Genomic DNA, 12,965 nt, shown 5'->3' on the forward strand with positions numbered 1-12,965 from the left:
GGTAGGTTTGAGAGGTTGCCCCGGATGGGTTTGGCCGAGTGGTTTGGCTGGGTTTTGATGGTGTGTGGTTGTTGTTTGATATCTCAATAGTGTGTTTGATTGTTGATGCCATTAGGGCATTGTTGTGGTGTGTGTTTCCTGCTTTAGATGGGTGGGTTTCATGTGCTGTGGTGATGTTCGTTTTTATTTTTGGTATTCAAAAATATTTTTTTGTTGTTAAACATTTCTTTTATTGTTTAATGATTCTGGTTGTGAAGGAACATGCGTGCACGTTGTGTGGGTGTGTTTTTTGATGCTAGTTGTTTTTTTGGATGCTGGTTTCAAATTTTAGTGCTGATGCTGTCGTGCGTTTTCCCGTGCGTGGTGTTGGTGTCTATGGATTTTATTTTTTCATGGAGAGTTTGATCCTGGCTCAGGACGAACGCTGGCGGCGTGCTTAACACATGCAAGTCGAACGATGATGAAGAGTGCTTGCACTTTTTTGATTAGTGGCGAACGGGTGAGTAACACGTGAGTAACCTGCCCCTTACTTCGGGATAACCATTGGAAACGGTGGCTAATACTGGATACGACCCATAGAGGCATCTTTTGTGGGTGGAAAGATTTTTTCGGTGAGGGATGGGCTCGCGGCCTATCAGCTTGTTGGTGGGGTGATGGCCTACCAAGGCGACGACGGGTAGCCGGCCTGAGAGGGCGACCGGCCACACTGGGACTGAGACACGGCCCAGACTCCTACGGGAGGCAGCAGTGGGGAATATTGCACAATGGGCGAAAGCCTGATGCAGCGACGCCGCGTGGGGGATGAAGGCCTTCGGGTTGTAAACCCCTTTCAGTAGGGAAGAAGCGAAAGTGACGGTACCTGCAGAAGAAGCGCCGGCTAACTACGTGCCAGCAGCCGCGGTAATACGTAGGGCGCAAGCGTTGTCCGGAATTATTGGGCGTAAAGAGCTCGTAGGCGGTTTGTCGCGTCTGCCGTGAAAACCCAACGCTTAACGTTGGGCTTGCGGTGGGTACGGGCAGGCTAGAGTGCGGTAGGGGTGACTGGAATTCCTGGTGTAGCGGTGGAATGCGCAGATATCAGGAGGAACACCGATGGCGAAGGCAGGTCACTGGGCCGCAACTGACGCTGAGGAGCGAAAGCATGGGGAGCGAACAGGATTAGATACCCTGGTAGTCCATGCCGTAAACGTTGGGCACTAGGTGTGGGGCTCATTCCACGAGTTCCGCGCCGTAGCTAACGCATTAAGTGCCCCGCCTGGGGAGTACGGCCGCAAGGCTAAAACTCAAAGGAATTGACGGGGGCCCGCACAAGCGGCGGAGCATGCGGATTAATTCGATGCAACGCGAAGAACCTTACCAAGGCTTGACATACACCGGAAACGGCTAGAGATAGTCGCCTCTTCGGACTGGTGTACAGGTGGTGCATGGTTGTCGTCAGCTCGTGTCGTGAGATGTTGGGTTAAGTCCCGCAACGAGCGCAACCCTCGTTCTATGTTGCCAGCACGTTATGGTGGGGACTCATGGAAGACTGCCGGGGTCAACTCGGAGGAAGGTGGGGATGACGTCAAATCATCATGCCCCTTATGTCTTGGGCTTCACGCATGCTACAATGGCCGGTACAAAGGGCTGCGATCCCGTGAGGGGGAGCGAATCCCAAAAAGCCGGTCTCAGTTCGGATTGGGGTCTGCAACTCGACCCCATGAAGTCGGAGTCGCTAGTAATCGCAGATCAGCAACGCTGCGGTGAATACGTTCCCGGGCCTTGTACACACCGCCCGTCAAGTCACGAAAGTTGGTAACACCCGAAGCCGATGGCCTAACCCCTTGTGGGAGGGAGTCGTCGAAGGTGGGATTGGCGATTGGGACTAAGTCGTAACAAGGTAGCCGTACCGGAAGGTGCGGCTGGATCACCTCCTTTCTAAGGAGCATATGCAATGCGCTAGGCGAGTGTTCTAGTGGTTGTGCTCATGGGTGGAACATTGACAAGCATTCCTTGATCATGTGTGCGTGCACGTAGTACCTGACCTTTTTGGGGGTTGGTGGAAGTGTGCGGGCGTGGGTGGTTGGGGTCAAACACACTGTTGGGTTATGAAACATCAACCCGGTTTTCTTATGTGCGCGTTTGTGCGTGTGTGGGGAAGGGTGTGAGGTTTTAGCCATGTCGCATGGATGACGCTGCTTGATGGTGGTGGTTGTTTGTGTGGGTGTGGTCGTTGTTTGAGAACTGGATAGTGGACGCGAGCATCTAATCAAAAAATGATTTTATGTCTTTTTTGGTGTCTGTGATTTTGTATGAAATTTTTTGTGTTTTGTTAAGTTTTTAAGAGCACATGGTGGATGCCTTGGCATTAGGAGCCGATGAAGGACGTTGTAGCCTGCGATAAGCCTCGGGGAGTTGGCAAACGAGCTGTGATCCGAGGGTGTCCGAATGGGGAAACCCACCCCAAGTCATGTTGGGGTACTCCTTGCTGAATATATAGGCAAGGTAGAGGGAACGTCGGGAAGTGAAACATCTCAGTACCGGCAGGAAAAGATATTCCGTGAGTATTGGCGAGAGAAAGCGGATAAGGCCAAACCATATGCGTGTGATACCCGGCAGGGGTTGCGTGTATGGGGTTGTGGGACCACGTGGTTCAAGCTGCCGTTTGAACACACAGTTATCAAGTATGCGTGTAGGTGAAACTCTTGGGAAAGAGTGGCGTAGAGGGTGATACCCCCGTAACTGAAACATGTATACCTGTGTCGTGGGATCCCAAGTAGCACGGGGCCCGAGAAATCTCGTGTGAATCTGCGAAGACCACTTCGTAAGCCTAAATACTACCTAATGACCGATAGCGGATCAGTACCGTGAGGGAATGGTGAAAAGTAGCCCGGGAGGGCAGTGAAATAGTACCTGAAACCATGTGCTTACAATCCGTCGGAGCCTCCCTCGTTGGGGTGACGGCGTGCCTTTTGAAGAATGAGCCTGCGAGTTAGTGCTCAGTGGCAAGGTTAACCCGTGTGGGGCAGCCGTAGCGAAAGCGAGTCTGAATAGGGCGAATGAGTCGCTGGGTCTAGACCCGAAGCGAAGTGATCTACCCATGGGCAGGTTGAAGCGCGGGTAAGACCGCGTGGAGGACCGAACCCACCTAGGTTGAAAACTGGGGGGATGACCTGTGGGTAGGGGTGAAAGGCCAATCAAACTTCGTGATAGCTGGTTCTCCCCGAAATGCATTTAGGTGCAGCCTTACATGTTTCTTACCGGAGGTAGAGCTACTGGATAGCCGATGGGCCTCACCAGGTTACTGACGTTAGCCAAACTCCGAATGCCGGTAAGTCAGAGTGTAGGAGTGAGACTGCGGGGGATAAGCTCCGTAGTCGAGAGGGAAACAGCCCAGACCACCAGCTAAGGCCCCTAAGCGTGTGCTAAGTGGGAAAGGATGTGGAGTTGCATAGACAACCAGGAGGTTGGCTTAGAAGCAGCCACCCTTGAAAGAGTGCGTAATAGCTCACTGGTCAAGTGATTCTGCGCCGACAATGTAGCGGGGCTCAAGTACACCGCCGAAGCTGTGGCATTCACATATGTACCTAGCCCCTTGTGGGTTCAGGTGTGTGGATGGGTAGGGGAGCGTCGTGTGGGCGATGAAGCTGCGGGGTAACCCAGTGGTGGAGACTACACGAGTGAGAATGCAGGCATGAGTAGCGAAAGACGGGTGAGAAACCCGTCCGCCGAATGATCAAGGGTTCCAGGGTCAAGTTAATCTGCCCTGGGTTAGTCGGGACCTAAGGCGAGGCCGACAGGCGTAGTCGATGGACAACTAGTTGATATTCTAGTACCGGTGAAACACCGCCCAACACAAAACACTATAAAACACCTCCCACACTGACGCATGCATAGCCTTCGGGTTGTGTGTGGTGATGTGTGCTGGGTGTGGCGTGGTGTGGCGTGAGCGTATGAACAGGGGTGACGCAGGAAGGTAGCCAAACCGTCGCGATGGTAGACGACGGCCAAGGATGTAGCTCAAGTCTTAGGTAAATCCGGGACTTATTAAGGGTGAGATCTGATGGGGTTAAGTTGGTGATCCTCTGCTGCCAAGAAAAACCTCGACGCGAGGTGTTAGCCGCCCGTACCCCAAACCGACTCAGGTGATCAAGTAGAGAATACTAAGGCGATCGAGATAATTATGGTTAAGGAACTCGGCAAAATGCCCCCGTAACTTCGGGAGAAGGGGGGCCCCAACCGTGATACACACACGCTGTGTTGAGCGGATCGGGGTCGCAGAGACCAGGGAGAAGCGACTGTTTACTAAAAACACAGGTCCGTGCGAAGACGCAAGTCGATGTATACGGACTGACGCCTGCCCGGTGCTGGAAGGTTAAGAGGACTGGTCAACCACCTTTGGTGGTGAAGCTGAGAATTTAAGCCCCAGTAAACGGCGGTGGTAACTATAACCATCCTAAGGTAGCGAAATTCCTTGTCGGGTAAGTTCCGACCTGCACGAATGGCGTAACGACTTCTCCGCTGTCTCAACCATAAACTCGGCGAAATTGCAGTACGAGTAAAGATGCTCGTTACGCGCAGCAGGACGGAAAGACCCCGGGACCTTTACTATAGCTTGGTATTGGTATTCGGTATTACATGTGTAGGATAGGTGGGAGACTATGAAGCATGCACGCTAGTGTGTGTGGAGTCATCGTTGAAATACCACTCTTGTGGTTTCGGATACCTCAACCTCGAACCCTAATCGGGTTCAGGGACAGTGCCTGGTGGGTAGTTTAACTGGGGCGGTTGCCTCCTAAAATGTAACGGAGGCGCTCAAAGGTTCCCTCAGCCTGGTTGGCAATCAGGTGGCGAGTGTAAGTGCACAAGGGAGCTTGACTGTGAGACTGACAGGTCAAACAGGGACGAAAGTCGGAACTAGTGATCCGGCCATGGCTTGTGGAAGCGTGGTCGCTCAACGGATAAAAGGTACCCCGGGGATAACAGGCTGATCTTGCCCAAGAGTCCATATCGACGGCATGGTTTGGCACCTCGATGTCGGCTCGTCGCATCCTGGGGCTGGAGTAGGTCCCAAGGGTTGGGCTGTTCGCCCATTAAAGCGGTACGCGAGCTGGGTTTAGAACGTCGTGAGACAGTTCGGTCCCTATCCGCTGCGCGCGCAGGAAACTTGAGAAGACCTGTCCCTAGTACGAGAGGACCGGGACGGACGAACCTCTGGTGTGCCAGTTGTACCGCCAGGTGCATGGCTGGTTAGCTACGTTCGGAAGGGATAACCGCTGAAAGCATCTAAGCGGGAAGCCTGCTTCAAGATAAGGTTTCCAACAACAATTGTTGTGAAGGCACCCACCAGACCAGTGGGTCGATAGGCCGGACGTGGAAGACAGGACTAACGACTGTCGCAGCTGACCGGTACTAATACGCCAACAACCTAACAACACACAACACACAAACACTTACTGCACGCGTCCACTACCCAGCTCCCACACCACGACCCACCACCCCAACACACAGGGGCGAGACGATGGTGAACAAAACGTACGGCTGTCATAGCGTCAGGGAAACGCCCGGCCCCATTCCGAACCCGGAAGCTAAGCCTGACAGCGCCGATGGTACTGCACTAGCAATGGTGTGGGAGAGTAGGACACAGCCGACACACACATAACACGCCAGGCCCCACCACAACGGTGGGGCCTGACGCACACCCACACACAATTGAAAAATTTATTATTCTACGACTTGAGTCTGATGTGTTGAATAACTAGTTGGATATAACTCAATCTTAGAGATGATTTCCTGTAAAAACCGCGAAATATCGCGGTTTTTTGGCATAGGTTGTAATGGTACGCCCCTATGACCAAAGGACTCAGATGAAAATCAGAGACACAATTGCATCGCTCATACTCGCAATTGAAGCACTGTACTTCATCGGGGCGACCGCCTACGTTACAGCCTTCGGAATATCCCTAGCACGCGGTGGAGGGCTAGCAGGAGGGTTCCTGAAAGCCTCAAGCCTTCCCCTCGTCGCAGTCGGTGCATTCGCGCTATGGGCATTAGCTTTAACGCACGTCATCCCACGATCCCGCGAAACACACACAGCAACCAAAAGCCAAAGCGGGGTCAGTAAAACAGCCAGCCTCATTGGTTTCTACGGCGTGGTTATCGCACACTTCACGCTTTCTATCGTTTTCCTCATACAAAAAGAAACATGGTTCGGCTTTGGCTTACTCCTTTTAGGAGTGCTGCTATTTGGCTGCTCATTCGGGCAAGTAAAATCCCTAGAAAAACCACGCCGCCCCTCGAAAATAAGTGTGTACACCTAAACTCATCCACAGTGTAAGCAACACAGACAGCATCGGCATAAAAGCGTTGCTATACCGTGGCGTAGCCCCTCAACTCCACGTGCACAAGGCAAGATAGAACCATGGGGAATGCAGGCTACGAACCAGCGAATCGGAAAGCATCGAAACGCACACAAAACATCATTGAAGACCGCCAGACACTGCGAAAGCAGCTATCTGTCGACGATTCAATCGAAGGCGGAAGCACTGCCCTATCCGGTCTACTAACTGCCATCCAAACGCTCATCTTTGGTATGGCAATAATCGTCATACCAGTACTTGTAACGGCGGTTATCTCGACAACGCTTGTCGACCAAGACTTTTCTTTTGGAGCCGCACTAAAAGCAGGCCTAGCATTTTGGGCCGTTGCACACGGCAGTTACGCAACAGTAGACGGCACAACCCTCACAATGGCCCCACTGGGATTAACCCTCTTGGTTGTGGCTGCTGGAGTGCTTTCAGTCCGGCGATCATTACGAGTAAGCAGCGCAGCACTAATCGTGTACAGCGCAAGTTACACACTCCTAATCGCTGCCGCATCCCTTATCGCTACACCACACCTTGTCGGGTTAACGAGAACAATCGTGTCGACTCTTATTATCGTGTGGCTGAGCTTGTACATAGGACTACGCAAACGCGAAGACGGCCACGCCTTTTACGGCATACATAAACAGTTGAGCGGCAGAAAAGAGTGGATCGAAACATCACTGCGCGGTGGGATCATAACCCTGCTCACACTGACTATTCTTGGTGCCTTAGCCTCAATAGCATGGTTTGTTTTAGGGCGAGATGCAATGTCGCAAGTGCTAGGCGACTGGCCTTTAGACGCACTCAGCGGAATAGCATTAGGAGTTGCGCAAATATCGCTCGTCCCCAACCTCATAGTATGGGCCGCCAGTTGGCTGTCAGGCGCAGGCTTCCAGATAGGGACAGGCACTATCATCTCTCCAGAACACGTAGTGTTAGGGCCATTGCCCAACCTACCCGTTTTGGCAGCACTACCTCAAGCAACAGCGCCACTGGCGTTCACCATCACCTTTGTAGTCGCTATAAGTTTGTGCGGCTTCTTTGGCGCTCAAACGATAGTGCGATGCACTGAAACCTTACGATGGTGGAACATCGTAGCCGCCCCACTAATCCTGACCGCAACCACAGTATTTATGTGGACGGTTCTTGTCTGGTTAGCGAGCGGCGCGATTGGCCCAGGAAACTTAACAGAATTTGGCCCAGAACTGTGGACATCAGCCCTGCGCATCGCAGTACTCGTGGGCATAGGTGCTGGTATAAGGGTGCTGGTTGGGCGCAAAGAGATCCGTCAAGGACTGTCATCAACCAAAAAAACCACGTCATATTCGCCTAGCACAGCATCATCAGCACGCAGCACGCGAACTAATTCATCAACAGCATCCGGCACCTCAGCACGATCAGTGCCATCGAGCAGGTCTACACCGTCAGGGAACTCGTCACGGACAGCGCATTCTGCTCAAGAACCGACAGAGTAGTTACTACGCACACTGACTAACGCAAAGTGTTGTTGAAATTCTTTAACGCGTCTTTGTACTCCACTAGACATGTGTTCTTAGCCTGCACAGTAATGGCTTGAGCTTGGCATTCTTGGAAATTCATTTCAATTTCCCAACGTGGGATCATTTGAATGACAGCCATGCCCAGTATTGCAGTTAACGCAATTCCGATGGATAGTACACCGATGGAAGCCCCGCGGACTTGCTTAGACCATGCATACTGCAACGCCCGGATACCAACAACGATTCCCCACGCAGTGAAGACAAGAGCAACAAGTCTGTAAGGCAACGCAAAAGAACTCGTGACAAGCGTGGCAAACATAAGCAGCACAAAATGCATGAAGTGTCGTTGCACAAGACGATTTTCTTCGTCTGAAAGTTTCGGTTTCTCTCGAGATTTCATAGGGGAAGAACCGCCAACTTTATTAGATTCCGGTTGAGGGAGCACGGGTCCTTGCGCGTGTTCGTCGCGTCTGTTTTCATCGACATGTTCGAGGCCCGACTGTGCAGTTTCTTCTGCAGGAGCGTCCGGCTCAGATTTATCGCGCGGCGTGAACGTGTAAGGATTGTCCATAGTTATATTTTCGCTTATGTTTCTGAATATTTGTCGCATGTTCAGCCACCGGCGAGATTGTAAGAAAAACACGTTAGGTTGCTAGGGTTATCAGGGCACAGCACCGCGACTACACCGCACTGTTTATGGAGCATACCGTGACAACAACACCTTCAGGACACCTAGTAAACACAATCGGGCAAGACGAGGTAGCTGCAAAGAAGGTAGTCGTATTAGTTTCTGGCGGCGGCTCAAACTTTGCTGCACTACTAGCGGCACATGGTGAACCGTCATATGGTGCACGTATCGTCGCAGTCATCACTGATAATCCGCACGCGGGTGCGTTAACAATTGCTGATGAAGAGAAAATTCCAAGCGTTATCGTTGACCCTAAAGACTTTGCAACCCGCGCAGAGTGGAATGTCGCGCTGGCAGAAGCCGTCCGTGTCTTCCAGCCAGACCTCGTTGTTTCTGCTGGTTTTATGCGCATCCTTGGTAAAAACTTCCTCGATAGTTTTGCCGGAAAAACCATCAACACACACCCAGCTCTCCTTCCGTCCTTCCCTGGCGCGCACGGAGTACGGGATGCTTTAGCGTATGGCGTGAAAATCACCGGATGCACACTTCACGTTGTCGACGAAGGCACAGACACAGGACCAATAATTGCGCAAGCAGTCGTAGCCGTAGAACCCGCAGATACAGAAGAAACACTGCATGAGCGGATTAAAGAAAAAGAGCGAGAACTCATCGTGACATGGGTGTCAAAGCTTGCACGTTACGGTTTTACTGTTGAAGGGCGCACCGTGGCCTTGAAAAATAACGTGTAACAGGCCATCACTTCTATAAAGACGGCAAGGTAACAAACTAGGTGCATCTCACATAGGTTGTCTTTACTGGAAGTCACAAAATCCCGCTAGGATGAAAGAGGCTGCAACTGGCGAGGGTGGAGTACCACCGGGGAGCAGTCGCTATGCAGACCCCATCTGTAGCGCCGTCCGCCTGGGCGTTGGGGATAACGACCGTGCACACAACATGTCACGGGCATCCACACTCGTTAGACGCTACAACCGGAGAGACTCTTGTCTGCATCTTCCACCTCTGTCCCAGCCCTCAACGACGACACTCAACGTCCTATTCGTCGCGCGCTTATCTCCGTATACGACAAAACGGGGCTTGCTGAGCTAGCTCAAGCACTGCACGCACAAGGCGTAGAGCTCGTATCAACGGGATCGACCGCAACCACAATCGCACAGGCTGGCGTTCCTGTTACCAAAGTTGAAGAACTGACCGGTTTTCCAGAGTGCCTAGAAGGCCGCGTAAAAACGCTACACCCACGCGTGCACGCTGGGATTCTTGCAGACACTCGTAAAGCAGATCACCTTGAGCAACTCGCTCAACTTGAGGTGTCGCCATTTGAGCTTGTTGTCGTAAACCTTTACCCGTTCACGCAAACAGTTGCTTCCGACGCAACACCAGACGAATGCGTCGAGCAAATTGACATTGGCGGGCCATCGATGGTGCGCGCGGCGGCAAAGAACCACCCAAGTGTAGCTATCGTCGTAGACCCAACACGCTACCAAGACGTTATCGCTGCTGTGGAAAGCGGCGGGTTTACATATGCGCAACGTAAAGCGTTAGCTGCTGCCGCATTCGTCCACACCGCTTCATATGATGTGGCTGTTGCTTCCTGGATGGGGAACATTGTGTCTCCAACCGATGAAGTTGACGGCGTTTCTACAGGTTTCCCCGCATGGGTTGGCGCTACGTGGGAGCGTAAAAATGTGTTGCGGTACGGCGAAAACCCGCACCAACGTGCAGCCCTGTACGCTAACGGACACCAGTCGGCAGGTTTAGCGACAGCAGAACAACTACACGGCAAAGAGATGTCGTACAACAACTATGTTGATGCTGACGCTGCATGGCGTGCAGCCTACGACCACGACAGTACTGCTGTAGCTATCATCAAGCACGCGAACCCATGTGGTATCGCTATTGGCGACACAATCGCTGAAGCGCACGCTAAAGCGCACGCATGTGACCCTGTTTCAGCATTCGGTGGAGTGATCGCAGCAAACCGTACCCTCACGGCACAAGCAGCAACTCAAATCGCAGACGTATTCACTGAAGTTGTTGTTGCGCCTGACTTTGAGCCGGAAGCAATAGAAATCCTTTCTCGCAAAAAGAACATTCGTTTGTTGAAGGTCGCATCGCCAGCTCGTGGAGCAATCGAGACGCGTGAGATCACCGGTGGAATGCTTATGCAAGCAACAGATCGTATTGACGCGTCTGGTGACAATCCTGAAAACTGGACTCTTGCAGCCGGCGTAGCTGCAGACGAAGCCACACTCACCGACCTCAAATTTGCGTGGAACGCCGTACGTGCAGTGAAATCTAACGCCATTTTGCTTGCTTCACAGGGGGCATCCGTTGGGGTCGGAATGGGGCAAGTTAACCGAGTCGACTCATGCAAACTTGCTGTTGAACGCGCCAACTCACTAGGGGAAGGCGCGCACAGGGCCCAAGGCGCTGTTGCAGCATCAGATGCTTTCTTCCCATTTGCTGACGGTTTACAGGTGCTTTTGGATGCAGGCGTTAAAGCCGTTGTCCAGCCTGGCGGATCAGTACGTGATGAAGAAGTTATTGCGGCTGCTGAAGCCGCAGGAGTTACCTTGTACTTGACTGGAACACGTCACTTCGCTCACTGAGCGTCCGAGAGGGGATACACCCCAACTAAGACAGGTATCCGCACGTTTGCGCGAGCGTGCGGATACCTCTTTTTATGCACAGAGTTAAGACACTCGAGTGTTCTTGAGTGGGGTATGCGGGTCGCTCGCCTTAGTGTGCTGGAGCGTTACCGGCCCTTGCGAGAGGAATCGTCGCGCGGTTGCTGCGTCTCGTGGAGCGTTAACGGTAAAAATTCCAGTGACGTGAATGCTGGGGTCCTCGCACGTGACGTCGCTGTAAGACGACACGTATAGTGCTGTCCACGAATCTTGCGAATAGGAACGCACAATCACCTCGTCATTCATCACATCGGGGGTGCCAAACAGATTAAGGTCATGGCCGAACTGCGTGGAAAAGACGTGCGGTGTGGGCGTAGGAATATGAGGCGGTTGAACGTCCACTGATGCGGTCGCAGCATTATCGATAGCGCACAGTGTTGCCGCAACGACCTCTGGATCAGTAAGAGCAGTATTCCAATGTCCCCCTGGTATCTGGCCATGAATAGCGTCGCTTCGTAACGCACAATCACCGACCGCAAAAACTAGGCATTTACTGTTTGCCCGAGTGGAGGCTAGCCCTAAAGCATTAGTGTAAATCGCCCCATTTTTGGAGCGGGTGAGAACGTTATCGAGCCATTGCGTGGCAGGTGAAACTCCGACAGCTGCAAGCACTACATCTGCGTGTAATGCAGTTGCAGGTAAGGAAGCGGTGTCCCCTGAGACAGGGATAACTTCGGTGGTGAGGAGCCCTGCCGCGGTAGTTTGCACTCCTGTGACCCGTTCACCACAACGTAGTTCAAGGCCGGGGGCATTAAACCAAGGTGCAATTCGTGCGCCGATCTTTGGCCCAAGCTGTTGTGCGAGTGGGGTCTCTCCAGCTTCAATGACGGTCACTGTATAACCGTTAGCCGCTGCAACGGATGCTACTTCGCAGCCAATCCAACCTGCGCCAATAATAGTGAGACGAGAACCGGACGGCAGGTCCGTCCGTAGTCGTTGAGCGTCATTCCACGTGTATAAGCTGTGGACGTTTGTCCAACTGCTGGGGTGTTGTGGGGGAGCACCCACTGCAATCACAAGTGCGTCTGCCGTGAGCGTACGTTGTGTATGTTGTTGCTTATTAGCCTGAGAGATGACGAGTTTAGGCTGGGCGCCAGCAATGTCTAATGTGAGTGCCTGAGCGTCGTATTCGACGACGTCGGCTAGCTGGTCAAGGTCACATTGCATGTCGTCGCTCAAGAATGTGGGCGCGGTTGCCTCAAAGAGTTTCTTCGACAGCGGGGGACGATCGTAAGGAGGCAATGATTCGTTTGAAACCACAGTGATATGACCGCGAAAACCTTGTGTGCGTAACGCGTCAACGGTGCGAAGTCCGGCAAGTCCAGCACCGACAACGATGACTGATTTGATGGGCTGGGGCGGTAGAGTGGGAACGGACGACATCGTAGCCATGTGTCTAACGTACGTGCTGATGGATGGGAATAGAAAAAGCTGTGACGCAAGCAACGGATCATACCCCTGAAGAATCTCCAGTTACTCCTGCCGCTGTGATGGCGAGAGGAAAAACGCTGAAGACTGGAATGATGTGGGCGATTGTGGGTGCCGTGGCTTTAGGGTTGGTTTTTACCTTGACGATTAACCCAAAAACTGGTGCATATTATTTTGGGTTGCTCATTGCTTTGGTGGGTACGCTGCGCTGGCTGTTACCGGGCGCTCCTTTTGGTATTGCTGCACGTGAGAAATGGTTTGATGTCCTCTTCTGCTATGGGCTTTCAGGGGCTGTTTTCTTCTTGGCCTCGTATTCGTATGCGTTGAAATGCGATGAGGGTTTGTTCTGTTAAAGACGTGA

The 12,965-nt window shown here is 52.5% G+C and carries 7 protein-coding genes, 3 rRNA genes and 1 riboswitch; of the genes, 8 read left to right on the forward strand and 2 right to left on the reverse strand.

Translation table 11 applies throughout. The annotated features are described in order from the left end of the window. Nucleotides 1–389 precede the first annotated feature (389 nt). The 5 genes from ACR9EC_RS00005 (at nt 390) to ACR9EC_RS00025 (ending at nt 7,819) form a co-directional block, all read left to right on the forward strand. Nucleotides 390–1,917, forward strand: a 16S ribosomal RNA gene (locus ACR9EC_RS00005). Between the two features lie 392 nt (nt 1,918–2,309). Beyond that, a 23S ribosomal RNA gene (locus ACR9EC_RS00010) occupies nt 2,310–5,415 on the forward strand. A 100-nt stretch (nt 5,416–5,515) separates the two neighbouring features. Beyond that, nucleotides 5,516–5,632: ribosomal RNA gene (rrf, locus tag ACR9EC_RS00015) — 5S ribosomal RNA — on the forward strand. Together the 16S, 23S and 5S rRNA genes form the textbook arrangement of a ribosomal RNA operon. A gap of 214 nt (nt 5,633–5,846) precedes the next feature. Continuing rightward, entirely contained in the window at nt 5,847–6,299 is a 453-nt protein-coding gene (locus ACR9EC_RS00020; protein ID WP_435299481.1) for a hypothetical protein, read from the forward strand. Between the two features lie 101 nt (nt 6,300–6,400). Beyond that, nucleotides 6,401–7,819: a cell division protein PerM gene (locus ACR9EC_RS00025; protein WP_435299482.1), complete on the forward strand. Its 1,419-nt coding sequence runs from the start codon at nt 6,401–6,403 to the stop codon at nt 7,817–7,819. Between the two features lie 16 nt (nt 7,820–7,835). Here ACR9EC_RS00025 and ACR9EC_RS00030 read toward each other — a convergent pair whose 3' ends face one another. Further along, a complete protein-coding gene (locus ACR9EC_RS00030) occupies nt 7,836–8,414 on the reverse strand; it encodes a hypothetical protein (RefSeq protein WP_435299483.1) in 579 nt (192 codons plus the stop codon). Nucleotides 8,415–8,551: 137 nt separating this feature from the next. Here ACR9EC_RS00030 and purN point away from each other — a divergent pair, with 137 nt between their 5' ends. Together purN and purH are read left to right on the forward strand one after the other, a co-directional pair. Further along, the gene (gene purN, locus ACR9EC_RS00035) at nt 8,552–9,220 is read left to right on the forward strand and encodes a phosphoribosylglycinamide formyltransferase (protein ID WP_435299484.1); all 669 of its coding nucleotides are present in this window, start codon (nt 8,552–8,554) and stop codon (nt 9,218–9,220) included. Between the two features lie 93 nt (nt 9,221–9,313). Further along, nucleotides 9,314–9,405, forward strand: a riboswitch (ZMP/ZTP riboswitch). Between the two features lie 67 nt (nt 9,406–9,472). Further along, nucleotides 9,473–11,098, forward strand: coding sequence for a bifunctional phosphoribosylaminoimidazolecarboxamide formyltransferase/IMP cyclohydrolase (gene purH, locus ACR9EC_RS00040; protein WP_435299485.1), 1,626 nt, complete (start codon nt 9,473–9,475; stop codon nt 11,096–11,098). Nucleotides 11,099–11,182: 84 nt separating this feature from the next. On the opposite strand, the gene ACR9EC_RS00045 is transcribed toward purH, so the two are convergent. Further along, entirely contained in the window at nt 11,183–12,568 is a 1,386-nt protein-coding gene (locus tag ACR9EC_RS00045) for an NAD(P)/FAD-dependent oxidoreductase (protein WP_435299486.1), read from the reverse strand. 41 nt (nt 12,569–12,609) lie between these two features. Here ACR9EC_RS00045 and ACR9EC_RS00050 point away from each other — a divergent pair, with 41 nt between their 5' ends. Next, on the forward strand, nt 12,610–12,957 hold the full coding sequence (locus ACR9EC_RS00050; RefSeq protein ID WP_435299487.1) for a DUF3017 domain-containing protein: 348 nt from the start codon (nt 12,610–12,612) through the stop codon (nt 12,955–12,957). Nucleotides 12,958–12,965 lie beyond the last annotated feature (8 nt).

It is taken from the genome of Timonella sp. A28, from assembly GCF_051200815.1.
Classification (GTDB): Bacteria; Actinomycetota; Actinomycetes; order Actinomycetales; family Cellulomonadaceae; genus Timonella.